Genomic DNA, 26,364 nt, shown 5'->3' with positions numbered 1-26,364 from the left:
CGCCTTTTTATTGCCCGATGCCCTGCCTGTCGCCATCATCCCGGCTGATAAGGATTGTGGCACCCGCCAACCATGGAAAAGTCTTTGGTAAAGCGTTTTCAGAAAGCTTCGGAAAACACCGCCTTTTTGAAAAAAGACGGCGCCCAAAAGCTTTTACCGTTTTTTATCAATGTCCTGCTTTTTCAAAGCTGGCGCATCCACACCGTATCGATCGCGTGGCTGGCGCTTTTGTGCATGACCACGCGGGCACGTTCGCGCGTGGGCAGAATGTTTTGCCGCAGGTTGGGCAGATTGATGCGCCGCCAGATATCATGCGCCATGCGCGTGGCCTCATCGGGTGTCAGGTCGGCGCAGTGATGGAAATAGGATGTCGGCTTGCGGAACGCCGTGCGCTGAAGCGACAGGAAGCGTTTTACGTACCAGTCCTCGATCACCTGCGTATCCGCATCCAGGTAGATGGAAAAATCGAAGAAATCGGATGCCATGAATGGCTGTTCGGATACGGTCTGCAACACGTTCAGCCCTTCGAATATCAGGATGTCGGGCTGGTCGATCACCTGATAGCGATCAGGCACGATGTCATAGGCTTCATGCGAATAGACCGGCACCTTCAGGTTACGCTCCCCCGCCTTCAGCGCGGCGAGGAAGGCGATCATCTGCCGCAGGTCATAGCTTTCGGGAAAGCCCTTGCGGTGCATGAGCCTGCGCTGCTCCAGTTCACGCGTGGAATGCAGGAAGCCATCGGTCGTGACCAGCGCCACGTTCGGGTGATCGGGCCAGCGCGACAGCACCGCCTGCAGCAGGCGCGCGAACGTGCTCTTGCCCACGCCCACGCTGCCCGCGATACCGATCACGAACGGCGTGGTCACGGCAGGCGCGCCGATAAAGGCGCTCTTGACCATGTTGTTCATGCTGCGCGTCGCCATGACATGCAGGTTGAGCAGGCGCGAAAGCGGCAGGTAGACCTCGGTGATGTCTTCCAGCGAGACCGGCTCATTATGCCCACGCAGGGCCGCGATATCCGCCTCCCCCAGCGACTGGGGCACATTCGCGCGCAGGGCCGCCCATTCCGGGCGGGGAAAGACCAGATAAGGCTGCACCATCCCGTGGGGTGGCTGCGTGGAGGGAACAGGACGCGCGTCCAGCACACAGTTCTCCATGCCCTTGTCCTTTCTGTTGTGACGCCTGCGCGTGGGGGCAGGTCATCTGCCGCGTATCACCATCGTCCCCGCCAATCCATATGCCAGTTCCCCAATTTAGCGTGTGCGGGGCCTGCGGACCCGGCTTTCCCCCCATCCTGATACAGACGTGATAATTGTGACACACTGCCCGTCCCTGCACGGATGGTATGGACCGGGTGCCGGGCCAGCATGCATCCCGCCCGCATACCATGCGTTAGGACACGGACCCGGCCTGCACCGATGCCTGTACGAAAAATCTGGACCACTGCAATGAACGACGCCACCATCCACCCATTTGCCGCCACGTCACGCATCACCACGGGAACGGACTGGACGGACGAACGCGCACGCACGGCCCTGCGACGCATACTGGACGCCGCCATCCGCAGCGCCATGCCCGATGTGGTGCTGCCGCGCTACCTGCCCCAGCGGCCAAAGGGAAAGTGCGTGGTGGTGGGCGCGGGCAAGGCCGCCGCATCCATGGCGGCCGCACTGGAACAGGCATGGCCCGATGTGGACCTGACGGGATGCGTGGTGACGCGCGACGGGCACATGGCCCCCACGCGCCGCATCCGCGTGCTGGAAGCCAGCCACCCCGTGCCGGACAGCCGGAGCGAGGCCGCCGCGCGTACCATGATGGCTGAAGTGACGGGACTGGGGCCGGATGATCTTGTCATCGCCCTGATTTCGGGCGGGGGCTCGGCACTGCTGGAACTGCCGGCAGCGGGCCTGACGCTGGATGACATCCGCGCGGTCAACCGTGCCCTGCTGCATTCAGGGGCGAGCATACGCGACATGAACGTGGTGCGCCGCCACCTGTCGGCCATCAAGGGTGGCGGTCTGGCCGCCGCCGCTGGCGCCGCCCGCGTGGTGACCCTGGCCATAAGCGATGTGCCGGGCGATGACCCGCTGACCATCGCCAGCGGCCCGACCGTGGCCGACCCCACCACCGCAGCCGACGCCCGCGCCATCATCGCGCATTACGGCATTGCCGTGCCCGATGCGGTGCAGCGCGTGCTCATGCGTCCGCCTGTCGCCGGCACGCTGTCCCCACGCAATCGCTATACCCTTGTTTCAACGCCGTTCATGGCGTTGCAGGCCGCCGCCAGTACCGCGCGTGAACTGGGGCTGACACCGCTGATCCTTGGCGATGCACTGGAAGGGGAAAGCCGGGACGCGGGCACGTTCATGGCGGGCATCGCCCTGTCCGCCCGCCAGCATGGCGTGCCGGTGGCAGGCCCTGCGGTGCTGCTGTCGGGGGGCGAGACGACGGTGACCATCCACCCCGACCAGCCCGCGCCGGGACGCGGCGGACGCAATACCGAATTCCTGCTGTCCATGGCCGATACCCTGCAGGGACATGAAGGAATCTGGGCCATTGCAGCGGATAGTGACGGCATTGACGGGACCGAGGATGCGGCGGGCGCGATCATCACCCCCACCACCCTGTCGCGCGCCCGCGCGCCGGGATGTGACCCGCGCGCCTGCCTGCGCGCGCATGACAGCTACACCATGTTCCAGCAGACGGGCGACCTGGTCATGACCGGCCCCACCCTGACCAACGTCAACGACATCCGGGCGGTGCTGGTCATCTGAAGGGTATTTCAGAAACCTGAAGAGGTTTTCGGTGAAGCTTTTTTCAAAAAGCTTCAGAAAACGCCGCCTTTCTGAACAAAGGTGGCAGCCGGAAACCCTTGTGGTTTAGTGGCTGCCCTGTCCCTGCTTGCCATAGCTGACCTGGGTATCGGGCACGACAAAATGCTTGCCGTCATCGCTGCCGGCCCCGTTATCATCGTCCCCGGCCTGATTGGGATCATACCCTGACGAGATCATCTGCATCGCCGCCGCATCGGGCGGGGTGTGATAGGCTTCGGTGGCGGTTTCATCAGTCGGGTCAGGCGGCGCGGGCAGATGCCGCGACAGCGGGCGCAGCGCGTCATCACGGGCGCGACTGGCATGCCGCGCCCCGCCATGCGCGCCCAGCGGCGGCGGGGATTCATCCACATCGGCCGGATCATTATTGTCATCCTGCCCCCCGCTACAGGCGGCAAGGCAGGCCAGCAATCCGATCATCGCAAGACGCGGTTTCATTCCGGCTGCCCCCAATCCCCCATTTCCAGTTCCCGTCCCGTACGATGCCATGGGCGCGCACGGTCGGGAAACGATAGCCTGCCATAACGGGGCAGGCCAAGGGGATCAATGCTCGGCGCCGTCCTCATCGGGGCCGACCAGCATGGCTTCCGCCACGACACCCGCCTGCTCACGCACGCGGCGTTCGATATCGGCGGCCATTTCAGGGTGGTCACGCAGGAACTGCTTGGCGTTTTCACGCCCCTGCCCGATGCGCTGGCTGTCACAGGAGAACCACGCGCCGGACTTTTCAACAATGCCCGCCTTTACGCCAAGGTCGATCAGTTCACCGACCTTGCTGATCCCTTCGCCATACATGATGTCGAATTCGACCTGACGGAAGGGGGGCGCCATCTTGTTCTTGACCACTTTTACGCGCGTCTGGTTGCCCGTGACCTCGTCCTTGTCCTTGATCGAGCCGATACGACGGATGTCCATGCGCACGGATGCATAGAATTTCAGCGCATTGCCACCCGTGGTGGTTTCGGGGCTGCCGAACATCACGCCGATCTTGAGCCGGATCTGGTTGAGGAAGATCAGCATGGTGTTGGAACGCGAGACGGAACCCGTCAGCTTGCGCAGCGCCTGGCTCATCAGGCGCGCATGCAGGCCCACATGGCTGTCGCCCATGTCGCCTTCCAGTTCCGCACGCGGCACGAGGGCGGCCACACTGTCGACCACCAGCACGTCAACCGCGCCGGAACGCACCAGCGTGTCGGCAATTTCAAGCGCCTGCTCACCCGCGTCGGGCTGGCTAATCAGCAGGTTGTCAACATCCACCCCCAGCTTGCGGGCATAACCGGGGTCAAGCGCGTGTTCGGCGTCGATGAAGGCGCAGGTGCCCCCCTTGCGCTGGGCTTCCGCAATGGCGTGCAGCGCCATGGTGGTCTTGCCCGAGCTTTCGGGGCCATAGATCTCGATGATACGGCCGCGCGGCAGGCCGCCAATTCCCAGGGCGATATCCAGACCCAGCGACCCGGTGGAAATCACGTCCACCTGCTCGGTCGGGCGTTCGCCCATGCGCATGATCGAACCCTTGCCAAACGCACGTTCGATCTGGCTCAAGGCCCCTTCCAGGGCCTTGCTTTTGTCTATACCCGGAGCCTGTGCCATCGTTGCCTACCCTGATGCTTGAGAAGATGAATTCCGAACGGGCATCCCGCCCTGCGCCACCTGTTGGAAACAGGCGGCAGGTCATGCAGGTCAATATGGAACAAAACAGGACCATTTACAATGGCCCCATCCGCCTCCACCGGGAATAATAATGCCCGGCGGACCTGAATCCACGGCCTAGCGCGGCCCCATGGCCAGCCCCGCACCACGCGGATCGGTTGCGGCGGCGCAGGTGCTGGCATCACCCGGCAGGCCATGCGGGCACGATACGGCATTGATGCGGCCCTGGGCCGTGACCGGATGGGCGTCGGGCGTCTGTCCCGCCAGTATCTGGCGCATGGCGATCCCCACGGCGGCGGCGGCGTCATTCTGGCCCGACCCGGCGGCCGCGGCGCGGAAGGCCCGGCCCTGGCTGGCGATGGCCGCCGTGAACAGCGGCAGCGGCAGGCGCGCGGGGGACGCGCCCAGCACGATACCGGTATTGCCCGCCATGCGCCCGGTGCCAAACAGGTTGTCCATGCTCAGGCTGCACGCCACGGCCATGCCCGAATGATCCACCACGGTGAACGAGGTCGAAGCCGGAAGCGAGGGCAACCCGCCGCCACTGCCGCCGCCGCCATTGACAAAGGCCTGCGCCCGGGCCGTCATGTCGTCACCCGTGCCACTGGCATGATTGCCGTTCTGCGCCCGCCACGCAGCGATACTGGCCTGCGCGCGCGTTGCCGCGTCGGACGAGGACGCGGCCCGGAACGCTATCGCGCTACCCAGCCCACCATCGGCCGGTGGCGGCAGGAAGGCGACCTGCGTTTCCCCGCTGCTCAGGCTGAGCGGCAGGCGTTCGGATGGAATGGCGCTGCGCATGTCGGACATCTGCAATCCGCCGCCCGCGCCCTGGCTGCCCGCGACAAAGGACTGCCCCAGCGCACCATTATACAGATCGCCCACGCCCATGCTGCGGATCTGGTCCAGCGCACCGGAAAGATGGGTCTGCACCAGCGCATCCCCTTCCGCCAGCGCCTTGCCATCCGAACGGCTGAATACCGCGCGGATACCCGGATCGGCCAGCAGCGGCACCTGCACCGCGGCAAGGTCACCGGCCAGCTGCCGGCTGACATTGATGCCGTTGGCCGCCAGTGCGATCGCATCGGGCACCAGTTCCGAGAACGCGGCCGATCCATACTGCAGGTGCATGAGGTACAGCCCGCGCGCCAGCATCGGGACCGCGGCCGGACGGTCCGCATGTGGCATGTCGGGCGCTGTCACCGTGCCCGCCACGGGCAGGAACATGAAGGCGCGTCCCCCGTTCTGGTCACCCGGACGGTAGGCAAGGCACGCCCCGCCCGAACCAAGCGATGCACGTGAAGGCAGCGTGACCGACAGCGCCAGCCCCATGGCCGTAGCCGCATCCGCCGCATTGCCGCCGCGTTGCAGGATATCGCGTCCGACCAGCGTTGCCTGCGGTTCATCCGACGAAACCGTGCCGATCAGCGCTCCGGGCGACGGACCGAACATGTGCGACACAAGCCGCATGGGCGAATAACGGTGCCCGGCGCAACCGGCAACCGAGATGGCCAGAACAGCCGAAAGCGCCGTACGCATATACCGACGGGCGACAGGGGGGATCGAATGCTCAGGCACGCAGCGCTTCTCCAATGGGCAGGTCGGCTTTGATGAATTGAACGGATCGTTGCACGACCGCGCGATCATGGCAGACCCATCACGACTTAACGGCCTTACGGGCCGTCGGCAACAGGCAGCCTGCCCCGTTCCCCACCATCGCCCATTCCTTTCGTGTGCCCGATCATCTACAGACACATTATCCCGACATGACAACGGAGCAAACCCGTGACATTCATTTCCCCCCGCCGGTACCGCCCGCGCCTGCTGAACGCCCTGCTGGCCGCGGGGGCAATGACGGCTGTGGCCACCGCCGCACCCGGTGCGGGACATGCGGCCGACAGCAGCGGCTTCACCCCGGCACAGCGTCAGGAAATCGTGGAAATCATGCGCAACGCGCTGAAAACCGATCCCACCATCCTGTCCGACGCGATCACGGCGCTGCGCAACAACGCCAGCGCCGCCCAGCAGAACGCGGCCCGCAATGCGCTGGAAAGCCATCGCGCCGACCTGCTGACGCCTGCCGCCAGTGATGCGATACTGGGCAATGCAACGGGACATACGACGGTTGTGGAATTCTATGACCCGCGCTGCCCCTACTGCCGCAAGGTGCTGCCCGACCTTGATCGCCTGACAAAGGAAGACAGGGACCTGCGGATCGTGGAAAAGGTCATTCCCGTGCTGGGACAGAACAGCCTGATCGCGTCACAGGCAATGGTGGCGGCCTTTGTCCAGGGCGGGCAGGCGGCCTATTTCCGCATGCAGGCGGCCATCATGAATGATTCCGTCACCCCGACAACCGACCGGATGCGCACACTGGCCACCCAGTCCGGGCTGAATGCCGCGACACTGGCCAGTGACATGAACAGCCCGAAGGTCACGGGCATCCTGCAGGCGAACATGGAACTCGCCCGCGCCATCGGGCTGGATGGCACGCCCACCTTCGTCTTCAATGCCCGCCAGATCATTCCGGGCGCCGTCAGCTATGACGAACTGAAAAAGGCGATTGCACAGAGCCGCTGACCCGCCAGCCAGACCGGAACCCGCGCCACGGCCATGCCGGGCGCGGACCCACGGCCCGGACCATGACGATCAGGCCATGGCGGCGACAGGCTGTGCGGCCAGGTCGTTGATGCGCAGCAGGTGAGACAGGGCCGTCACCATTTCGTCCATCATCTCATCCGTGTGGAACGGCCCCGGCGTCAGGCGCAGGCGTTCGGTGCCACGCGGCACGGTGGGATAGTTGATGGGGGTGGCGTAGATCCCGTAATCGTTGAGCAGCCGGTCGCTCAGTTCACGGCAGCGCTGGGCGTCCCCCACCGGGATCGGCACGATGTGGCTTGGCGTCATGGTGAAGGGAATGCCCGCCCTGCGCAGCTTTTCGCGGAAGGTGTTGACGCGCTCGAACATGCGTTCGCGACGCCAGCCATCCTTGCGCACCAGCCGCACGCTGGCCAGCGCCGCCGCCACGACCGCAGGCGGCAGCGCAGTGGTGAAGATGAAGCCCGAAGCCGAAAGGCGCAGATATTCGACAATATCGCTGGTCGCGGTGATGTAGCCGCCATGCACGCCAAACCCCTTGGCCAGCGTGCCTTCGATAATGTCCACCTGGTCGGCCACGCCATCGCGTTCGGACACGCCGCCGCCCTGATCCCCGTACAGGCCCACGGCATGCACTTCGTCCAGATAGGTGATGGCACCATACTTGCGCGCCAGCGCGCATGTCCCGGCGATGTCGGAAATGTCGCCGTCCATGGAATACACGCTTTCAAACGCGATCAGCTTGGGCACGTCCCTGGGTGCCGCGGCCAGCTTGGCTTCCAGGTCGGCAAGGTCATTATGTTCGTAAATGACGGTGGTCGAACCGCGCGCGCCCTTGATCCCCGCGATCATGGAGGCATGGTTCAGCCGGTCGGAAAAGCAGATCCAGCCGGGCATGCTGCTCAGGATCGTCTGCAGGGTCGCCTGGTTGGAGACATAGCCGGATACGAACAGGAGGCCCGCTTCCTTGCCATGCAGGTCGGCCATTTCGGCTTCCAGCGCGGTATGGACCGGGCTGGTGCCCGCGATGTTGCGCGTGCCGCCGGCGCCCGCGCCATGTTCGTGTATGGCCTGGATCGCGGCTTCGACCACTACGGGATCGACACCCATGCCCAGATAGTCGTTGGAGGACCAGACCACGACCTCCCGGTCCTGCGGGCAGGCTGGCGTTGACGGAGTGGCCTGTGTTTCCGGCTGGTCATACAGGGGATAACGTTCGGCCTGGCGTGCCAGTGGGGTGAACTGCCGGTATCGACCCTGCGCGCGGATATTCTCCAGCGCCGTCCGGCAGAACCGGAAGAACGGATGCCCATCCACTTGATTACTGGACACTGCTGCTTTTCTCCATGCACACCCCGGATCGTTCACGGGGTCTTCATTCATGATGGTCACCATGCGTTGGGTGACCCGCGCCGGGGGGATGATGTTCCCCTCACGCGGCGCTATCGCCGGGGGTTAACCGCCAGCGGACCACTCTTTATGGCATGATGGAGGCGGGAATTGCAAAACCGCATTGTACTACTCCGCGTAAATGCAGACCTGGGTTGCGCTGTTCGCGGGCACGCTGCGGGCATCCATTTCCGTCTGGCTGCCCCCTGCCCCCGCATCCATCACCGCCTGCAACACGGGCTGGCCATTGGCGTCCACCACTTTCTGCATGTCCGGCACGCTGCCATCAGCCCGGTCGGGCACGCTGACCACAATGGTGAACAGCGCATTGGGCTTGCGCGACAGGGCATCGGCCACGGCGGCGCGGACGGCGGGCCTCCACTGCGTATCGGGTGTTCCGGCCACGATCGTGACCAGTGCCGGGCGGTCCATGCCGGGCACCGGCGGCGGCGGGTGCTGCGGCAGGTTCGGCGGATCGCCCGCATGGCGATTGAATGTCTTCTGGCTGACCAGCTTGCACCCGGCCATGACCGGCAGGCAGGCGACTGCGACAAGGACGGCACGGCGGACAGGGCGCGGATACGGACGGGACATGACCCCCTACCGATACAGTATCCCCCACCCGTGGCATAGTGGGACAATACCGCAATTGTTGCCGCCATCCGCGCGGCGCAGTAGTCATGCAGAAGCGGCCCCGACCGATCATACCCCGCCCCATGGACGATGCCGATGCCAGAAGACCAAGCCATTACGCTTCCCCTCGCGCCGCCGCATGCCGCCCCCGGCATGCCCCAGCGGCTGGCGACGGCGATCCGCCATGCCATTGGCACCCATGAGCCCGATCCCCGCTACGCCCCGCATGCACAGGTCATGGCCGATTTCTGCGCGGTGTTGTGGAGTCGCTTCCTGCGCTTCGACCCCGCCAGCCCCGAATGGCCGGACCGGGACCGCTTCGTGGTCTCCTCCCCACGATATCGTGTCCTGCCGCGCATCATGGCCGAACTGTCGGGCCAGACACCGCTGCCGCCGCGCATGGACGGACATGCCGCCGCCCACCATGACCGGCAGGCCTGCGGCCCCAGCGGACAGGGGCTGGGGGCCGCGATCGGCATGGCGCTGGCGGAACAGCACCTTGCGGCGCGGTTTGGCCGTTCGCTGGTCAATCACCGTATCTGGGGGCTGGGCTGCTGGACGGAACTTTCCACCGGTGTGGCGCTGGAAAGTGCTGCACTTGCGGGCCAGATGGGGCTGGACCGCGTCACGCTGGTCGTCGGCCTGTGGTCAGGCGAGCGCGAAGCCGTGGACGCCATCCTGCCGCGCTACAGCGCATCGGGCTGGTCGGTCAGGAAGGTGAACGCAGGCAGTCCCGAACAGATCGCGGCCGCCATCACGTCATCGCAGCGAACGCACAAGCCCTGCCTGATCGCCTGTATCGCGGCGCCCGAAACCGATCCGCCACCGCCCTTCGTCGATGATCCGGGCCTGTGGGCGGGGGCCGCGCGCCGGGGGGCCAGTGCGCGGCGTTCGTGGCTGCGCAGGCTGCTCAAAGACCGGCAGAAAGCCGAATTCGAACGCATGGCCCGCAACCAGCGTCCCGCCTTCTGGCAACCCGACTGGCAACGGTCATGGCGGGAACACGGCAGCGCGGTCGCGCGTGTCTCCACCACCTTCGCGGCACGGCGGGGGCTCGAGACGCTGCATGAACTCCTGCCCGAACTGACATGCCTGCGTTCACGCCGCGGCATGCTGGCCGACCTGCCCGCCAGCCGCCGCAGTAGCGGCGAAATGGACCTGTCATGCGGGACGCAGGTGCATGGCATGGCGGCACTGCTCAATGGCATTGCCATGCATGACGGGCTGCTGGCGTTCGGCACATCGACCATCATCGCGGTGGACCGCATGCGCCCCGCCCTGCGCTATGCCGCCATGACGGACCTGCAGGTGATCTACCTGCTGACCGATGACGACCTGCGACGCGGCGACGGGGGCGGCGGCCAGCCGGTGGAACAGCTGGCCAGCCTGCGCGCCATGCCCAATGTCGCGGTTTTCCGCCCCGCCGACCACCGCGAGACCATGGAATGCATGGAACTGGCATTGCGGCGGACCAGCGGGCCAAGCCTGCTGACGCTGGAATCGGCCCCTGCGCTGGCAACTTCCACGGCACCCGAACGTGAACAGCATGGGCTGACCAACCTGTGCGCGCGGGGCGGGTATGTGCTGGCCGAAGCCGAAGGCACGCGGCAGGTCACGCTGATCGCCACGGGGCATGAGGCGATACTGGCGCTGGCGGCGCGCAAACTGCTGCGGGAGGCGGGAATTGCCGCGGCTGTCGTCTCCCTTCCGTGCTGGGAACTGTTCGCCGTGCAAAAAATGACGTATCGTGCCGCCGTGCTGGGAACGGCACCCCGGATCGGAATAGAGGCCGCTTCAGGGTTTGGATGGGAACGATGGCTTGGAACGGACGGGCTGTTTGTCGGCATTGATGGATTCGGGGCCCCTTCCACCCCCGACCAGCCGGACAGCGCAGCCGACATCACGCCAGAACGGATCTGCCGCGACGCATTGCGTCTGGTCCGCCCCCCGTCCGACGCCCTGGTTGAAACCACGGGAGGAAACGGCGCGCCGTCCGGGATGGCATCGGTCGATGCCAGTGTGTGAAATGTCTGACCTTACGGAGAAAATAAGAAAATGGCTGTCAAAGTCGCAATAAACGGTTTCGGTCGCATTGGTCGCCTTGTACTGCGTGGCATTATCGAAAGCGGGCGCACCGATGTCGTGCCCGTGGCCATCAATGACCTCGGCAGCGTGGCAGACAACGCACACCTGCTGTCATATGACAGCGTGCATGGCCGCTTTCCCGCCGATGTAAAGGTGGATGGCAACCAGATCATCATCACCGCCAATGGCCGCACCTATGATCCCATCACCGTCTCGGCCGAGGCCGACCCGACGAAGGTGCCCTTCCAGGGCGTGGACGTGGCGCTGGAATGCACGGGCCGCTTCACCGACAAGGAAAAGGCCGCCCAGCTGATCAAGGCGGGCGCGCGCAAGGTGATCGTGTCCGCCCCCGCGTCGGGCGTGGACGCCACCATCGTGTTCGGCGTGAACCAGGATGTGCTGACACCCGACATGACCGTCATTTCCAACGCGTCATGCACCACCAACTGCCTGGCCCCGGTGGCCAAGGTGCTGGATGACACGTTCGGCATCGAATGCGGCTACATGGTCACCATCCATTCCTATACCGGCGACCAGCGCACGGTGGACACGCTGCACAAGGACCTGCGCCGCGCACGCGGCGCGGCGCTGAACATGATCCCGACCTCCACCGGGGCCGCGCGCGCCGTGGGGCTGGTACTGCCGCACCTGAAGGGCCGGCTGGACGGCACCGCCATTCGCGTGCCCACGCCCAATGTCTCGCTCGTCTCGCTGGATTTCGTGCCCAAAAAAGCCCCGGCCTCGGTCGAGGAAGTGAACGAGGCCCTGCTCAGGGCATCCGAGTCCGGGCCGCTGAAGGGCATCCTCGCCTACAACACCGCGCCGCTGGTCAGCACGGATTTCAACCACTCCCCCGCGTCTTCCACCTTTGACGCGACCCAGACCGCCGTGATCGACGGTGGCAGGCTGGTGCGCATCTGCAGCTGGTATGACAATGAATGGGGCTTCTCCAACCGCATGGCCGACACGGCTGCCGTATTCGGGGCACTGTAATGGGCGCGACATCCTTCAGGACGCTGGATGACCTTGATGCCACGGGCAAGAAGGTTCTCCTGCGCGCCGATCTGAACGTTCCGGTCAGGAACGCCCAGATCACCGATGCAACCCGTATCCTGCGCCTGCTGCCCACCATACAGGAACTGGCGCAGAAGGGGGCGAAGGTGATTGTCGTCAGTCACTTCGACCGCCCCAAGGGCAAGCCCGTGCCGGAAATGTCGCTTGGCCCGATCGCCGATGCGCTGGGCGATGCGCTGGGCCGCCCGGTCACCTTTGTCGATGACTGTATCGGCCCGAAGGTGCAGCAGGCGGTGGACGCGATGCAGGACGGGGATGTCGTGGTGCTGGAAAACACCCGCTTCTACCCCGGTGAGGAACAGAACGATCCCGCGCTGGCGAAGGAATTCGCATCACTGGCCGACTATTACGTCAACGATGCGTTTTCCGCCGCCCATCGCGCCCATGCCTCGACCGAGGGGGTGGCCCGCCTGCTGCCATCCTTTGCCGGGCGGTTGATGGAAACGGAACTCAACGCGCTGAACATCGCGCTGGAAAATCCCGCCCGTCCGGTTGGGGCCATCGTGGGCGGGTCCAAGATTTCCACCAAGCTGGACCTGATCGGCAACCTGCTGGCCAAGGTGGACATGCTGATCATCGGTGGCGCGATGGCCAACACGTTCCTTGCGGCACAGGGGGTGAATGTGGGCCGGTCGCTGCAGGAAGCGGACATGCACGACACCGCGCGCGACATCCTTGCAAAAGCAAAGGAAAAGGGTTGCGAGATCGTGCTGCCGGTTGACGCCGTGACCGCAACGGACTTCAGGGCCGATGTGCCGACCCGCACCGTACCCGTCACCGCCATTCCCGATGATGCGATGATGCTGGATGTCGGGCCGGAAACGGTCAGGCTGATCGAGCAGAAGATCGCGACGCTGAAAACACTGGTCTGGAACGGCCCGCTGGGCGCATTCGAGATCACGCCGTTTGACGCCGCGACCAATGCGGTGGCGCGCGACGTGGCGCGCCTGACCGATTCCGGCGCGCTGAAAAGCATCGCAGGTGGCGGGGATACGGTTTCCGCCCTGCGTCATGCGGGGGTGGAGAAACATATCTCCTACATTTCCAGCGCGGGCGGGGCCTTCCTTGAATGGATGGAAGGCAAGACGCTGCCGGGCATCATGGCGCTGGAAAACATCTTTGAACGCGCGCTGCCGATCTGAGGAAAAGTAACCAAAGTTTTTGGGTGCCGCCTTTTTCAAAAAGGCGGCGTTCCCTGAAGCTTTTTTCAGGTCAGGGACCATCCCGTGGGGTGGTCCCTTTTTTCATGCCGGGATGGTTCTGCGAAATCAGCCCTGCTGTTGTGGGTGTTCCGCCCCGGACGGAAGCGCTTCGGCATCTTCCGCCTGATCTTCGGCGGGCCTGTCGTCGCGTTCGATGACCTTGATCGAATCGCCAACCAGCCCTTTGGCGAACGCCTCGGCGGAGAATGGGCGCAGGTCATCGGCCTGTTCGCCCACGCCCACCAGATGCACCGGCAGGCCGAACGCATCAGCCAGTGCAACCACGATCCCGCCACGGGCCGAACCGTCCAGCTTGGTCACGACCAGCCCGGTCACATTGACCAGTTCCTTGAATACCCGCACCTGTTCCACCGCGTTCTGCCCCGTGGTGGCGTCCAGCACCAGCAGCACGGAATGGGGCGCGGTTTCGTCAAACTTGCGCATGACGCGGATGATCTTGGCCAGTTCCTCCATCAGCGCGCTCTTGTTATGCAGGCGGCCCGCCGTGTCGACCAGCAGCAGGTCGGCCTTTTCCGCCGTGGCGCGCTTCAGCGCCTCGAACGCCAGTCCCGCCGCGTCGGCGTTGGGCTTTCCCGCAATGACGGGGGCACCCGTTCGCTCGCCCCATACCTGCAACTGTTCGACGGCTGCGGCGCGGAAGGTATCGCCCGCGACCATCATTACCTTCTTGCCCTGTTCACCATAGAAACGGGCCATCTTGCCGATGGTGGTGGTCTTGCCGGTGCCATTCACCCCCACCACCAGCACCACATGCGGCCTGTGCTTCGGGTCGGGTTCAAACGGGATGGCGACGGGCTGAAGGATGGTGGCGATTTCTTCCGCCAGTGCCTGGCGCACTTCCTCATCCGTCACTTCCTTGCCGAACTTGGAACGGCGGAAGGATTCAATCACCTTTTCCGCCACGCTGGGACCAAGGTCGGCGGAGATCAGCAGGTCCTCAAGATCCTCCAGCGCCTGGTCATCCAGCTTGCGCCGGGTAAAGACCGCGCTCAGCCCGCCGCTGAGTTTCTGTGTGGAGCGCGACAGCCCCGCCTTGAGACGTGAGAAAAAACCAAGTGCCATGTCAGAGAATTTCCGCAACCAGTCCGTTATCGTCAACCGCCACCGGGCGCACCGTTTCAATGCGTCCGGCCACGGACACCGCGCCATCCACCAGCCTTACCGGGGCGAATTCCTCGCTATGTCCCGCCGTGTCCGTTTCCATCAGCACCCGTAGCGCGCGGCCCACAAGGCGCGCATGAAAATCACGCGCCGCCCGTGCGCCCGCCGCCCGCAGGCGGGCCGCGCGCGCCTTGCGTTGTGGCACGGCAATGGCGGGCATGCGGGCCGCCGGCGTGCCCGGTCGCTCACTATAGGGAAAGACGTGCAGGTAAGGCAGGGCATTCGCACGCACGAAATCAAGTGTCTGTTCAAACAGTTCCTCGTCCTCGGTCGGGAAACCGGCGATAATGTCCGCCCCGATGCCGATATCGGGCCGCAGCGCCCGCGCCCGCGCCACCACGGCCTGCGCATCCGCCGTCAGGTGCCGGCGCTTCATGCGCTTGAGGATGATGTCACTCCCCGCCTGCAGCGACAGGTGCAGGTAAGGCATGAAACGCGGTTCGTTTTCCAGCAGTTTCCATATATCCGCGTCAATCTCCACCGGATCGACCGAGGACAGGCGCAGCCGCTCCAGTTCGGGCACCAGGGCCAGCAGCCTGCGGCACAACTGCCCCAGCGGTGGCCTGCCCGGCAGGTCATCCCCCCATGAGGTAATGTCCACGCCCGTCAGCACCACCTCCCGGTAGCCCGATTGCACCAGCGCGCGCACCTGTTCCACTACCGCGCCAACGGGGACCGAACGCGACGGCCCGCGTCCGAAGGGAATGATGCAGAAGGTGCAACGGTGGTCACAGCCCTGCTGCACTTCCACGAACGCGCGGGTGCGACCGGCGAATTCGGTCACAAGGTGCGGCGCGGTTTCACGCGCGGCCATGATGTCGGACACGGCATTGCCCTGCCCCAGCGCCATCTCGCTCCAGCTTGCGGCGTCCAGCTTTTCGCGATTGCCCAGCACGCGGGTCACGCCGGGCAATGCCGCCCAGCGGTCCGGATCGATCTGGGCGGCGCAGCCCGTGACCACGATGCGCGCGTCGGGCCGGTCACGATGGGCGCGGCGCACGGCCTGCCGGGCCTGGCGCTCGGCCTCCCCCGTGACCGCGCAGGTGTTCACGATCACCACGTTATCCAGCGCGGCGGCGTGATTGCGCATCACCTCGCTTTCATATGTATTGAGGCGACAGCCAAAGGTCAGGATTTCCGGCTTCTTCATCGGGGGTAGTCTTCCGGGTTGAACGTGCCCGTGAAACTGGTTTTCGCGGGGCCGGTCATCAGCACGTGCCCATCGCTTTCGCGCCACGTAATGGTCAGTTCGCCGCCATCCATCGCCACGGTGCAGGTCCGGTCCACCAGCCCGCGCCGCACGGCATTGACCACGGCGGCACACGCGCCCGACCCGCAGGCCCGCGTCAGGCCGCTGCCACGTTCCCATACCCGCAGCCGCATGGCGTCACGGCCCGTCACATGGGCAAACCCGATATTGGCGCGTTCAGGAAACAGGGGATGATGTTCCAGTTCCGGCCCCGCCACGCATGGATCCATCGCATCGGCACCGGACATGAAAAAGGTCGCATGCGGGTTGCCCATGGACACGGCCGCCGGATCACCCGCAATGGGCAGATGCAGCGTGTCCATCGGTCCGGACAGCGGCACATCCGCCCAGTCCGGCGCGGGTGTTCCCATATCCACCGTGACCAGGCCGGAGCGGATAATGGTGGCATGCAGCACGCCCGCGCGGGTCTGCAGCCCGACGTGATCCTGCCCCGTCTCATGCGCCACAAGATCGGCAATGCAGCGCGATGCATTGCCGCACGCCCCCGATTCCGTGCCGTCGGCGTTGAAAAAGCGCACGAATACATCCGCGCCTTCCGCACAGGCGGGGCGCAGGGTCACGAACTGATCGCAGCCGATGCCGGTATGGCGGTCGGATAATGCGGCAATGCGGGCAGGTGTCAGGTCATGGCGGTGGACGCGTTCATCCACCACCACAAAATCATTGCCCAGCCCATGCATCTTGAGAAAACCGGTCATCATCCGTCCTGTATAGGGCCAACCCATCCATATATGCGAGCGGGATGGCACCCCGCGCCCGGCCTTGCAAGCCCGATCAGAGAAAACGCCCTGGCCGGCCGCGCTGCAGCACCTCGATCCTGTAGCCATCCGGGTCGGTAATGAAGAAGAACCGCCCCACGAACCGCTCCCCGCACGACATGTCCTTTACCGCCAGCGGCGACAGGCCCGCAGCCGCAAGACGGGCATGTTCCGCGTCCACATCCGCAACCGACACCGCCAGGTGGCCATAGCCATCACCCAGGTCATAGGGCGTCGTGCGATCGTGGTTGACGGTCAGTTCCAGCTCGAACGCCTGTTCATCATTGGACAGGTAGATAAGGGTGAAAGTATCGAAAACAAGCCGGTCGGCCACCTTCAGGCCAAAAGCCGTATCATAGAATGCAAGGCTCGCGGCTTCATCACGCACGCGGATCATCGAATGGATCATACGGGCCATTCTGCTTTTCTCCTGTTCCCCATGGCGGAGCGCGTGATAATACGCCCACCGCACATGGCGTTGTTACTTCCGTACTGTCTGGCACATTCATGAACGACCTGCACGGGTTCCACCCGCATTCCTTCACAGTCGCCTCGACTGAATCCGATACGGCATTCCATTCCCGCAGGCCGGCCGGACCCATGCTGGACCAGGGGGCGCTTACGGCCATTACCGCGCTGTACCGCACGCTGCTGCCCGAAGATGGCAATATCCTCGACATCATGGCCGGACCGGACAGCCACCTGCCGCCCGACATGGAATTCGACAGCGTGATCGGCATAGGCGTCAACACGCAGGCGCTGGACAGCAATCCGCGCCTGACCGACCGCGTGGTGGAAGACATAAACGAAACGCCCGACCTGCCACTGGCGGATGAAAGCATGGATGCCGCCCTGCTGTGCGACGTGGTGCCCTATCTGCGCCAGCCGACGCAGGTCTTTCGCGACATTGCCCGCGTGCTGCAACCCGGCGGCCTGATCATCATTACATTCGGTGACCGCTTCATCCCGCAGAAGGCCACGGCCCTGTGGCAGGCGCTTGATGAAGGGGACCGCCGCCGCATGCTGTCAATCCTGCTGCAGCGCGCCGGTTTTGGCCCGGTGGACAATGGCAATGTCACCCCTGCGCCCGAGGACCTGTTCTGGCATGACGCCGTTCACGCCATGACGGCGCGCCGTCCTGACATTTTGTAACATTAGATCAATAATACGACCCTGTGCCGTTATATTATCATGCTGATACACAGCGCAGGCCAGTGGGCGGGCCGATATTAAAAGAAATTATCATTTACCCCTTTATCTGGAAATGTTTTGACATATATTCTGTGAAACCTGATTTGGGGCCCCCTGACAATACATGCGGATTCCGTCCTTTTCCATAACCCGGCATGTGCGTCTGTCGCACGTGCTGTTGGTGTGTTCCGTTCTGGCCCCCCTGCCCGTCTGGGCCGATGAAGATCCAGAATCACTGGATATCATGGAACGCCAGATGGAACAGTTGCAGCAGCAGCAGATGGCGCTACAGAAAAGCCTGCAGGCCATGCGCCAGCAGATCATCCAGCACCGCGCCCAGATGGGTGGCACGGCGGCCCATGGCGGCCACCCGCTGGAGGTCACGGGGTCGGGCGGGCATGTACACGGCGGCTGGACGCCGGTGGAAGGGCACAGCCCCGCACCGTCCCAGACGGCGGGGATCGCCTCCATGGCGCGCCCGCATATCGGCGGTCATTCCGACCCGGTATCCGAACTGGGCGACCAGCCGACCTATGAATCGGTCGTGGCGCACCGTGAGGAAGACCTGATTTCCCACATGGCCAACAACAATGTCGGCCCGCATAACCGCGAAACGGTGGGCGCGCAGTCGGCAGGCGCGCTGGGCAGCAAGGTGTTCCACCTTGGTCCCGTGTCCATCATCCTTGGCGGTTTCTTCGATGCGGCGGCGCTGGTGGAAAACCGGCAGGTTTCATCGGGCATCTTCAATTACTGGAACGCGATCCCCTTCCGCGACAGTTCGAATTTCCACACCACCAACTTCAATGGGGATGCGCGGTATTCGCGCTTCTCGCTCATGGCGCGGGGACAGCTCAACCCGCACCTGACGGTGGCGGGGTTCGTGGAAACGGATTTTGGCGCGAGTGCCGAAACCACCAACCCGTATGAAAGCAATTCCTACGTGCCCCGGCTGCGGCAGGCTTACCTGACGCTGGATGATTCGCACGCCAACATGCATTTCCTGATCGGTCAGGCCTGGACCATGCTGACGCCTGACCGCGTGGGCATCGTGCCGCGCCAGGAAAGCCTGCCCGAAACAATCGAATCCTCCATCCTCGCCGGACAGACATGGTCGCGGCAGTGGCAGGTGCGCGTGGTCAAGGATTTCATGAACCATCGCGTCTGGACGGGTTTCTCGATTGAAAACCCGGCCACCATCTATGACACGACCGGCTTCTCCGCTTCGGGGGATAACGGGGAATACAGCCTGCCGGGCAGCGGCAACTATGCCAAGGTCGGCTCGAACGGTGTGGGGCTGACCAGTTCCACCACCAACTATTCCAACGAAATCGCCCCCGACATCATCGGCAAGGTGGCATGGGACCCGACATGGGGCCATTACGAAATCGAGGGACTGCTGCACTTCCCCCACGACCGTTCCGTCATCAATGGCACGGGCCAGAACCATACCGCCATTGCATGGGGGGCTGGTGGGTCGATGATCCTGCCGGTCATTCCGCACAAGCTGGAAGTGCGGCTGGCGGGACTGGCGGGCCGGGGCATTGGCCGCTACGGCTCGGTCCTGCTGCCTGACGCCACGTTGCGGGCCAATGGCGCGCCGGCCCTGCTGTCCAGCGCGCAGACAACCGCGGGCGTGATCGCGCACCCGAACAAGGTTCTGGACGTCTATGGCTATTTCGGCATGCAGCGTTCAGGCCGCAGCTATTTTGATTCGGATGGGCAGGCCTATGGCTATGGCAACCCCATGGCGAACAATACCGGGTGCGAGACGGAAACCTCCGATGCGGTCAGCGCCGCCCTGGGCAACTGCACCGCCAACATCCGTTCGGTGGAGGAATTCACCATCGGCGCATGGTACCGCTTCATCCACGGCCAGTACGGCACGGTGCAGGCGGGCACGCAGCTGGCCTATTCGCGCGTGCATACATGGGGCGGCATGGGTGGCGCGCCGACAACCAGCCTGAGCGAAATCTTCTTTGACTTCCGCTACCTGCCATTCCAGTAATCCCCCCTTGCGGTGTGGGATATTGCGTCCGGCATGGAAAAGGAGGATGGTGGCCCGCAATCAGGAATGATGGAAAGGCCAGCGCTCATGTCAATCAGGTTACGGCACTTGGTTCTGCTGGGCGTATTATGTGCCCCTGTCGTGCCGGGTGTGGCAATGGCCGACGGGGGACATGCCGACGCTGGCAACGAAGACCCCGGCGAGGCCTCGCAGCGCCATTTTTCCATGCACCAGCTTTCCAAGAAGCCGCCGCTGCCACGGCTGCACATGGATTACAGCCAGTACCGCTACATCCCCCCAGGTGACAAGATCAAGGAACAGCCGGACCTGAACCGCCTGCTGTTCTGGACCCCCACGGGGGAACCGGACGGCTATGCGGAACGACGCGGCACCGCCGTCCTGTATTATGACCGGACCGGCAAGGCCGTGCGTGTCGATACCAACCCGTACGGCCGCTAAAAGACTGTCTGGAAAACAATAAAAGTTTTTGGGCGCCACCTTTTTTCAAACAGGTGACGTTTCCCGAAGCGTTTTGAAAAAAGCTTCACCAGAAACTTTCTTCAGTTTTTTTCCCGCTCCTGTGGCGCATAAAGCTGATCCAGCATGGGCGGCGCCAGCAGGAATGCGGCCGGTCCATCCGCCATGACCCGGCCATGACGCAGCAGGATGGCCCGATCGAATATGCCCGCGGCCTGAACCGGGTCATGCGTGGTGGCGACAATCGCGCGGCCCTGTGCCGACAGCCGGCGCAGCAGGGCGTACAGCCGCTGTTTCTGCCCGTAATCAAGACCGGTTTCCGGTTCATCCAGAATCAGGACCTGTCCCCCCTGCGCCAGCGCACGGGCCAGCAGCACGGCCTGCCGTTCCCCGCCGGACAGTTCGGTATAGGGCCGCGCGGCAAGATGGGTGATCGACAGTTGCGCCAGCGCATGCGCCACCGCTTCACGATCGCGTTCATGCAGCGTGGGCGCAAACGGCGTTTCCGCCAGTCGTCCCATGCCCACGATATCACGCACGCTATAGGGAAACAGCGGCACATGCCCCTGCGGTACATAGGCGATGCGGCGCGCGATGTCCCGCCGGGACCAGTCCGCCATGGGCCTGCCATCCAGCCAGACCCGGCCTGAATCCGGGCGGGCAAGACCCAGCAGCAGGCGCAGCAGCGTGGTCTTTCCCGCGCCATTCGGCCCCAGCAGGGCCGTCATCTCACCCGTGCGGATATCCAGCGAGACATCATGCAGCACCGTGCGATGTCCCCGGTGGAAACCCGCATGGTCCACCCGCAGGATGGCGCTGCCCCCCCTCATGCCCGCCACCCGCGCCGCAACAGCGGCAGCACCGCGACAAACACCACCACCCCCAGCAGGTCGGCAATCAGGCCCACGGGAATTTCCTCCGCCGACAGGGTGCGCGCCAGGTCATCACAGACCAGCAGGAACATCGCCCCCACGCAGGCACTGACCGGCAGCACGCGCATGTTGCATGGCCCGACCAGCAGGCGCGCGACATGGGGCACAACCAGCCCGACCCAGCCAATCATGCCCGCGACCGCGACCGTCATGGCCGCCAGCACCGTAGCCCCGCCAATCACCCCGTATCGCAGCGCCATGACCGGTATGCCCAGCGTGCGCGCTTCCTCATCCCCCATGGCAAGCCCGTCCAGCATCCGCCCACATGCCGACAGCAGCACGATCCCCATCGCCACCGGTCCCACCAGCACGACCAGCGCCTGCGGTGTCACCTGCGTCAGGCTGCCCAGCAGCCAGAATACGATATCGGGCAACTGGTTCTGCGGGTCCGCCACGTATTTGAGCAGCGACAGCAGCGCCGTAAACAGCGCCGAACTGATCAGCCCGCCGAATATCAGCATCAGCATGGATGTCGCATCAAACATCTGCGCCACCCCCACCCCGAACGCCACCGCCGCCAGACCGCCAAGGAAGGACAGGGCGGCCACACCGACATGGCCCATGCCCCATACAATACCCAGCGCCGCCCCCATGCCGGCACCCGCCAGCACGCCAAGCAGGCCGGGGGAGACCAGCGGATTACGAAACACCGCCTGGTACGCAGCCCCCGCCACCGACAGCGCCGCCCCCACGCACATCGCCCCCCCGATCCGGGGCAGGCGCGCGCCAAACAGGACGGTATGCACCATATCGCCCTGCGCCGGGGCATGCCCCACCGTCAGCAGGGCATGCAGCACCTGCCCCGGCTGCAACGGGAAGCGCCCCATACATGCCGACAGCAGCGCCAGCACCAGCAGGCCCACCACACACAGGCACCCGACCACGCGCGCGCGCAGGTTCACGGCGTCCTGTCCGCCACGGGTTCAGGTGGCTGCCCCGCAAGAATGCGGGCCGCGTCCTGTGCACTCAGGGCATAATGGAAATAGGTATCGTAGAATTCACGTGTCAGGGTCAGCGGGTCCACATCGGCAAACCGGTCGGGGTGCAGGATCCTGGCAGCCCAGCTGATCTGCAGCGGCAGTTCGCTGCCGTACCGGTCCCACGGGAAAACACCCGACGGGTTGTTATGCACCCTGCCCTCCCGCACCGCGCGCAGGCGCTGCCACACGCCGCCATTGGCCGCCGGGTCCAGCGTGCCGCAATCCGGGCCAAGGATGATGACATCCGGGTCCCATGCTGCCACCTGCTCGACCGAAACCGGCTTCATGTTGCCACTTACGCCCTGCGCGGCGTTGCGGCCACCGGCAAGGGTGATCCATTCATCGACAATGCTGTCCGCGCCATCCACCTTCAGCGGGTGCAGCGACTGGATATGCAGCACGCGCGGACGCTGGGCGTCGGGCAGGCCGGACAGCCTGTCGCGCGCGTCATTGACGGTCTGCAGCATCATGGTGCGGTAACGGGTGGCAGTCACATGCGCCTGTTCCGTGCCCAGGGCGGCCGCCGTCATGTCCATGACCCGCAGCAATCCGTCCACGTCATGGAATGCGGAAACAAGGGTTGGCACCCCGACCCCACGGAACGCCGCGATGGCAGCCGAGGCATCTGGCATGAATACAAGGTCCACCCGGTCCCGCAGCAGGGTTTCGGCATTGACCTGCGGGCCGTTGACCACCTGTGCCTGATACATGGTGGGGAAGACCTTGTACATCCACGGGCGTGCCTGCGGGCGGTCCACGGTCATGACAATCTGCCGTGCGCCGCCCAGCATCAGCACCAGTTCGTTATGGGCGAACCACAGGTCGGCAATCCGCGCGGGATGGTCGGGCACGGACTGGGCAACGCCCGCCATGTCCGTCACCTCGCGCGCCATGGCGGGCGACAGGATGGGGTCACCTGCCGCAATCATGCACGCCAGTGCCCCGATGCCCAGCCTGCGTCTGCCAATCTTCACCGTGCTGTCCCCTTCCATGGTCCAACGTATTATATCGAAACAGATATATACATGAACCACCGGGACGCAATCAGCCCCGGGGGCACGCCTGCCGACGGATCCCCCCGAAAGAAGACTGAAAATAATGGAAGTTTTCGGGTGAAGCGTGTTGCAAAAAGCTTCCGGGAACGCCGCCTTCCTGAAAAAAAGACGGCACCCGAAAACTTCTTTTATTTCCGGTCAACCCGTTATCCTGAAATGCCCCTAACCAGCATAGGTGCTGATATCAGGGCACGAACAGACAAGGTTGCGATCCCCATAGGCATTGTCCAGCCGGTTGACCGGGGACCAGTATTTGCTGGCTGGCGCCACGGCGCCCGGCAGGCTGGCCTGCGCACGGTCATAGACATGGGCCCAGTCCGGGTCGGTCACGTCACGCACGGTGTGCGGGGCGTGGCGCAGGGGGCTGTCGTCGATGGTCAGTTCGCCATTTTCAACCGCCATGATTTCGGCGCGGATGGCGATCATCGCATCACAGAAGCGGTCCAGTTCGGTCCGGCTTTCGGATTCGGTGGGTTCGATCATGAACGTGCCCGCAACCGGAAAACTGACGGTCGGCGCATGGAAGCCATGGTCGATCAGGCGTTTGGCGATATCATCCACCGTAACCCCGACCTTGTCCTTCAGCGGGCGCAGGTCGATGATGCATTCATGCGCGACCCGCCCGTTCGCACCCCGGTACAGCACCGGATAATGCGCCGAAAGCCGCGTTGCGATGTAGTTGGAGTTCAGGATCGCGACCTCGGTCGCACGCTTCAGCCCCGCATCGCCCATCATGACCATGTACATCCATGAAATCGGCAGCACATCGGCAGACCCGAAGGGAGCAGCCGAAATGGCGTTGGCCGCGCCAAGCTGCGGCGCACCGGGCAGGTAGGGGGCAAGATGCGCCCCCACCCCGATCGGTCCCATGCCCGGACCACCCCCGCCATGCGGGATGCAGAAGGTCTTGTGCAGGTTGAAATGACTGACATCGCCGCCATACACGCCCGGTTGCGCCAGCCCCACCTGCGCATTCAGGTTCGCACCATCGACATAGACCTGTCCGCCCGCCGCATGCACCAGCGCACAGATCTCGCGCACGTTGTCCTCGAACACGCCATGGGTGGAGGGATAGGTGATCATGATCGCGGCAAGCTGGTCGGCATGTTTCGCGATCTTCGCCTTCAGGTCGTCAATATCGACATTGCCCTGCGGATCGCACGCCACCACCACAATGCGCATGCCCGCCATCTGGGCCGATGCGGGATTGGTGCCATGGGCCGATGCCGGGATCAGGCACACGTCACGCCCCACATCGCCACGCCCGCGGTGGTACCCACGGATGGCCATGAGCCCCGCGAATTCCCCCTGCGCGCCGGAATTGGGCTGGAGCGAGACGGCGGCATAACCGCTGATCCGGCACAGCATCCGTTCAAGATCGGCAAACAGGCGGGCATAGCCCCGCATCTGGTCCGCAGGTGCGAAGGGATGGATATTGCAGAATTCCGGCCACGTGATGGGCAGCATTTCCGCCGTGGCGTTCAGCTTCATGGTGCATGACCCCAGCGGGATCATGGACCGGTCCAGCGCCAGGTCGCGGTCGGCAAGGCGGCGCAGGTAGCGCAGCATGTCGGTTTCCGACCGGCAGGCGGAAAAGATGGGCTGCATCAGCATGTTACCCGTGCGGGCAAGGCCCACGGGAATGGGGCTGCCGACTGCGGCAAGGCCGGCCTCGACCCCGGCCACTCCTGCGCCGTCGCCACTGACGCTGGTCCAGACCGCGCGCACCGTGTCCGGCGTGGAGGTCTCATCCAGACTGATGCCCACATGGGTCGCATCGACCCGCCGCAGGTTCATGCCCGCATCCAGCGCGCGCGCCATCACGGCATCCGTCTCCGTGCCGGTTGCAACCGTGACCGTGTCAAAGAACGCCGTTGTCACCACCTTCGCCCCCAGCGCGCGCAGGCCGGCGGCCATGATGGTGGCCAGCCTGTGGATGCGCGTGGCGATGGCCCTCAGTCCCGCCGGGCCATGGTACAGCGCATACATGGACGACACGATGGCGGGCAGCGCCTGTGCGGTGCAGATGTTCGATGTCGCCTTTTCACGGCGGATGTGCTGCTCACGCGTCTGCAGCGCCAGACGGTAGGCGGGATTGCCGCGCGAATCGATGGATACACCCACGATCCGCCCCGGAATGTTGCGGCGGAATGCATCGCGCGTCGCCATGTAGGCCGCATGTGGACCACCGGCCCCCATGGGCATGCCGTAACGCTGCATGGACCCGATGGCGATATCCGCCCCCAGCGCGCCGGGGCTTTCCAGCAGCAGCAGCGCCATGGGGTCCGCCGCGACACTCGCAATCGCACCCGTCGCATGCAGGCTTTCGATCCATGCACGCGGATCACGGATCTCACCCGATGACCCCGGGTACTGGAACAGCGCGCCAAACACCGCCTGCGGGTCCAGATCGGTGGCGGGATCACCCACCACGACCTGCCAGCCCATCGGTTCGGCGCGGGTGCGCACGACCGCGATGGTCTGCGGGTGGCAGTCGGCATCGACAAAGAAGGCGTTGGCTTTGCTTTTGGCCACGCGACGGGCCATGGCCATGGCTTCGGCTGCCGCCGTCCCCTCGTCCAGCAGCGAGGCATTGGCCACGTTCAGCCCGGTCAGTTCGATCACCAGTGTCTGGAAGTTCAGCAGCGCTTCCAGCCGTCCCTGGCTGATTTCGGGCTGGTACGGGGTATAGGCCGTGTACCAGGCCGGGTTTTCCAGCACGTTGCGCTGGATCACACCGGGCAGGATCGTGTCGTAATACCCCTGCCCGATCAGCGATGTCAGGACCCGGTTTTCCGCCGCGATCGTGCGCAGGCGGGCCAGCGCCACATGTTCGGGCACACCCGCGCCAAGACCCATTGCGCCCGACAGGCGGATGGCGTCCGGCACGGTCTGCGCCATAAGCGTATCGAGGCTGTCCGCCCCCACCACACGCAGCATGTCGGCCACGTCATGCGCGTCCGGGCCGACATGACGGGCGCAGAACGCACCGGCATCATCACCCAGATCATGCCACAGGGAAGAAGAACCACACGGGGAAGACGTCACG

The 26,364-nt window shown here is 64.5% G+C and carries 21 protein-coding genes and 1 pseudogene; 8 read left to right on the top strand and 14 right to left on the bottom strand.

Annotated elements, in window-relative coordinates; all coding sequences use genetic code 11:
* Positions 1 to 182: 182 nt before the first annotated feature.
* Complete coding sequence (gene coaA / locus S101446_RS13915; RefSeq protein WP_082267038.1) at positions 183 to 1,160, bottom strand: type I pantothenate kinase; 978 nt, start codon at positions 1,158 to 1,160, stop codon at positions 183 to 185.
* 291 nt (positions 1,161 to 1,451) lie between these two features.
* Between coaA and S101446_RS13910 the strand changes: the two genes are divergently transcribed.
* Positions 1,452 to 2,777 (top strand): glycerate kinase type-2 family protein, encoded by a 1,326-nt coding sequence (locus S101446_RS13910; protein ID WP_087608609.1) that lies wholly within the window; start codon positions 1,452 to 1,454, stop codon positions 2,775 to 2,777.
* A 105-nt stretch (positions 2,778 to 2,882) separates the two neighbouring features.
* On the opposite strand, the gene S101446_RS13905 is transcribed toward S101446_RS13910, so the two are convergent.
* The 3 genes from S101446_RS13905 to S101446_RS13895 all read right to left on the bottom strand — a co-directional run bounded on the left by S101446_RS13905 (position 2,883) and on the right by S101446_RS13895 (position 6,023).
* A complete protein-coding gene (locus tag S101446_RS13905) occupies positions 2,883 to 3,254 on the bottom strand; it encodes a hypothetical protein (protein ID WP_087608608.1) in 372 nt (123 codons plus the stop codon).
* A gap of 123 nt (positions 3,255 to 3,377) precedes the next feature.
* On the bottom strand, positions 3,378 to 4,424 hold the full coding sequence (recA, locus tag S101446_RS13900) for a recombinase RecA (protein WP_010507117.1): 1,047 nt from the start codon (positions 4,422 to 4,424) through the stop codon (positions 3,378 to 3,380).
* Positions 4,425 to 4,601: 177 nt separating this feature from the next.
* Positions 4,602 to 6,023 carry a gamma-glutamyltransferase gene (locus tag S101446_RS13895; protein ID WP_087608607.1) on the bottom strand — a complete coding sequence of 474 codons (1,422 nt, stop codon included), beginning with the start codon at positions 6,021 to 6,023 and terminating at the stop codon, positions 4,602 to 4,604.
* A gap of 246 nt (positions 6,024 to 6,269) precedes the next feature.
* On the opposite strand from S101446_RS13895, the gene S101446_RS13890 reads away from it, so the two are divergent.
* Positions 6,270 to 7,064, top strand: coding sequence for a DsbA family protein (locus S101446_RS13890; protein ID WP_087608606.1), 795 nt, complete (start codon positions 6,270 to 6,272; stop codon positions 7,062 to 7,064).
* A gap of 69 nt (positions 7,065 to 7,133) precedes the next feature.
* On the opposite strand, the gene hemA is transcribed toward S101446_RS13890, so the two are convergent.
* Complete coding sequence (gene hemA, locus S101446_RS13885; protein WP_373321354.1) at positions 7,134 to 8,465, bottom strand: 5-aminolevulinate synthase; 1,332 nt, start codon at positions 8,463 to 8,465, stop codon at positions 7,134 to 7,136.
* 135 nt (positions 8,466 to 8,600) lie between these two features.
* Positions 8,601 to 9,065, bottom strand: coding sequence for a hypothetical protein (locus S101446_RS13880; protein ID WP_010507124.1), 465 nt, complete (start codon positions 9,063 to 9,065; stop codon positions 8,601 to 8,603).
* 135 nt (positions 9,066 to 9,200) lie between these two features.
* Here S101446_RS13880 and S101446_RS13875 point away from each other — a divergent pair, with 135 nt between their 5' ends.
* From S101446_RS13875 to S101446_RS13865, 3 genes are read left to right on the top strand one after another with little or no spacing between them, the layout of a single operon-like run.
* Positions 9,201 to 11,129, top strand: a complete 1,929-nt coding sequence (locus S101446_RS13875; protein WP_087608605.1) for a transketolase-like TK C-terminal-containing protein — start codon at positions 9,201 to 9,203, stop codon at positions 11,127 to 11,129.
* Between the two features lie 30 nt (positions 11,130 to 11,159).
* Complete coding sequence (gap, locus tag S101446_RS13870; RefSeq protein ID WP_087608604.1) at positions 11,160 to 12,182, top strand: type I glyceraldehyde-3-phosphate dehydrogenase; 1,023 nt, start codon at positions 11,160 to 11,162, stop codon at positions 12,180 to 12,182.
* Entirely contained in the window at positions 12,182 to 13,405 is a 1,224-nt protein-coding gene (locus S101446_RS13865) for a phosphoglycerate kinase (RefSeq protein WP_010507127.1), read from the top strand. The genes gap and S101446_RS13865 overlap by 1 nt, the downstream gene beginning before the upstream one ends.
* 126 nt (positions 13,406 to 13,531) lie before the next feature.
* Here S101446_RS13865 and ftsY read toward each other — a convergent pair whose 3' ends face one another.
* The 4 genes from ftsY to S101446_RS13845 form a co-directional block, all read right to left on the bottom strand.
* Positions 13,532 to 14,548 carry a signal recognition particle-docking protein FtsY gene (gene ftsY / locus S101446_RS13860; protein ID WP_087608603.1) on the bottom strand — a complete coding sequence of 339 codons (1,017 nt, stop codon included), beginning with the start codon at positions 14,546 to 14,548 and terminating at the stop codon, positions 13,532 to 13,534.
* A 1-nt stretch (position 14,549) separates the two neighbouring features.
* Entirely contained in the window at positions 14,550 to 15,797 is a 1,248-nt protein-coding gene (gene mtaB / locus S101446_RS13855; protein WP_010507129.1) for a tRNA (N(6)-L-threonylcarbamoyladenosine(37)-C(2))-methylthiotransferase MtaB, read from the bottom strand.
* Positions 15,794 to 16,618, bottom strand: coding sequence for a diaminopimelate epimerase (dapF, locus tag S101446_RS13850; protein ID WP_087608602.1), 825 nt, complete (start codon positions 16,616 to 16,618; stop codon positions 15,794 to 15,796). Before dapF ends, mtaB begins: the two co-directional genes overlap by 4 nt.
* A 73-nt stretch (positions 16,619 to 16,691) precedes the next feature.
* On the bottom strand, positions 16,692 to 17,093 hold the full coding sequence (locus S101446_RS13845) for a VOC family protein (protein WP_048851625.1): 402 nt from the start codon (positions 17,091 to 17,093) through the stop codon (positions 16,692 to 16,694).
* Positions 17,094 to 17,182: 89 nt separating this feature from the next.
* Between S101446_RS13845 and S101446_RS13840 the strand changes: the two genes are divergently transcribed.
* From S101446_RS13840 to S101446_RS13830, 3 genes are all read left to right on the top strand, one after another.
* Positions 17,183 to 17,827, top strand: a complete 645-nt coding sequence (locus S101446_RS13840; protein ID WP_010507134.1) for a class I SAM-dependent methyltransferase — start codon at positions 17,183 to 17,185, stop codon at positions 17,825 to 17,827.
* 163 nt (positions 17,828 to 17,990) lie between these two features.
* Entirely contained in the window at positions 17,991 to 19,871 is a 1,881-nt protein-coding gene (locus tag S101446_RS13835; protein ID WP_010507136.1) for a hypothetical protein, read from the top strand.
* A 156-nt stretch (positions 19,872 to 20,027) separates the two neighbouring features.
* Positions 20,028 to 20,330: a hypothetical protein gene (locus S101446_RS13830; protein ID WP_010507138.1), complete on the top strand. Its 303-nt coding sequence runs from the start codon at positions 20,028 to 20,030 to the stop codon at positions 20,328 to 20,330.
* A gap of 101 nt (positions 20,331 to 20,431) precedes the next feature.
* On the opposite strand, the pseudogene S101446_RS13825 reads toward S101446_RS13830, so the two are convergent.
* The 4 genes and pseudogenes from S101446_RS13825 to gcvP all read right to left on the bottom strand — a co-directional run.
* Positions 20,432 to 21,100, bottom strand: a pseudogene (locus tag S101446_RS13825) (ABC transporter ATP-binding protein); the annotation flags it as partial.
* Positions 21,101 to 21,174: 74 nt separating this feature from the next.
* On the bottom strand, positions 21,175 to 22,182 hold the full coding sequence (locus S101446_RS13820) for a FecCD family ABC transporter permease (RefSeq protein WP_087608600.1): 1,008 nt from the start codon (positions 22,180 to 22,182) through the stop codon (positions 21,175 to 21,177).
* A complete protein-coding gene (locus tag S101446_RS13815) occupies positions 22,179 to 23,252 on the bottom strand; it encodes an ABC transporter substrate-binding protein (RefSeq protein ID WP_087608599.1) in 1,074 nt (357 codons plus the stop codon). The genes S101446_RS13820 and S101446_RS13815 overlap by 4 nt, the downstream gene beginning before the upstream one ends.
* 225 nt (positions 23,253 to 23,477) lie before the next feature.
* Positions 23,478 to 26,363: an aminomethyl-transferring glycine dehydrogenase gene (gene gcvP, locus S101446_RS13810; RefSeq protein WP_087608598.1), complete on the bottom strand. Its 2,886-nt coding sequence runs from the start codon at positions 26,361 to 26,363 to the stop codon at positions 23,478 to 23,480.
* Between the last annotated feature and the right edge of the window lies 1 nt (position 26,364).

Origin of the sequence: Komagataeibacter europaeus, assembly GCF_002173515.1 — a bacterium.
GTDB lineage: Bacteria > Pseudomonadota > Alphaproteobacteria > Acetobacterales > Acetobacteraceae > Komagataeibacter > Komagataeibacter europaeus.
This window is presented reverse-complemented; position numbering and strand designations above follow the sequence as displayed.

What these genes read in the sequence shown, in the direction of transcription:
- coaA (WP_082267038.1), bottom strand. Translation starts at nt 1,160, where the DNA reads ATGGAGAACTGTGTGCTGGACGCGCGTCCTGTTCCCTCCACGCAGCCA.
- mtaB (WP_010507129.1), bottom strand. Translation starts at nt 15,797, where the DNA reads ATGAAGAAGCCGGAAATCCTGACCTTTGGCTGTCGCCTCAATACATAT.
- S101446_RS13840 (WP_010507134.1), top strand. Translation starts at nt 17,183, where the DNA reads ATGAACGACCTGCACGGGTTCCACCCGCATTCCTTCACAGTCGCCTCG.
- recA (WP_010507117.1), bottom strand. Translation starts at nt 4,424, where the DNA reads ATGGCACAGGCTCCGGGTATAGACAAAAGCAAGGCCCTGGAAGGGGCC.
- S101446_RS13895 (WP_087608607.1), bottom strand. Translation starts at nt 6,023, where the DNA reads ATGCGTACGGCGCTTTCGGCTGTTCTGGCCATCTCGGTTGCCGGTTGC.
- gap (WP_087608604.1), top strand. Translation starts at nt 11,160, where the DNA reads ATGGCTGTCAAAGTCGCAATAAACGGTTTCGGTCGCATTGGTCGCCTT.
- S101446_RS13835 (WP_010507136.1), top strand. Translation starts at nt 17,991, where the DNA reads ATGCGGATTCCGTCCTTTTCCATAACCCGGCATGTGCGTCTGTCGCAC.
- S101446_RS13880 (WP_010507124.1), bottom strand. Translation starts at nt 9,065, where the DNA reads ATGTCCCGTCCGTATCCGCGCCCTGTCCGCCGTGCCGTCCTTGTCGCA.
- dapF (WP_087608602.1), bottom strand. Translation starts at nt 16,618, where the DNA reads ATGATGACCGGTTTTCTCAAGATGCATGGGCTGGGCAATGATTTTGTG.
- S101446_RS13865 (WP_010507127.1), top strand. Translation starts at nt 12,182, where the DNA reads ATGGGCGCGACATCCTTCAGGACGCTGGATGACCTTGATGCCACGGGC.
- S101446_RS13910 (WP_087608609.1), top strand. Translation starts at nt 1,452, where the DNA reads ATGAACGACGCCACCATCCACCCATTTGCCGCCACGTCACGCATCACC.
- S101446_RS13875 (WP_087608605.1), top strand. Translation starts at nt 9,201, where the DNA reads ATGCCAGAAGACCAAGCCATTACGCTTCCCCTCGCGCCGCCGCATGCC.
- S101446_RS13845 (WP_048851625.1), bottom strand. Translation starts at nt 17,093, where the DNA reads ATGGCCCGTATGATCCATTCGATGATCCGCGTGCGTGATGAAGCCGCG.
- S101446_RS13830 (WP_010507138.1), top strand. Translation starts at nt 20,028, where the DNA reads ATGGCCGACGGGGGACATGCCGACGCTGGCAACGAAGACCCCGGCGAG.
- ftsY (WP_087608603.1), bottom strand. Translation starts at nt 14,548, where the DNA reads ATGGCACTTGGTTTTTTCTCACGTCTCAAGGCGGGGCTGTCGCGCTCC.
- S101446_RS13905 (WP_087608608.1), bottom strand. Translation starts at nt 3,254, where the DNA reads ATGATCGGATTGCTGGCCTGCCTTGCCGCCTGTAGCGGGGGGCAGGAT.
- S101446_RS13815 (WP_087608599.1), bottom strand. Translation starts at nt 23,252, where the DNA reads ATGGAAGGGGACAGCACGGTGAAGATTGGCAGACGCAGGCTGGGCATC.
- hemA (WP_373321354.1), bottom strand. Translation starts at nt 8,465, where the DNA reads ATGAATGAAGACCCCGTGAACGATCCGGGGTGTGCATGGAGAAAAGCA.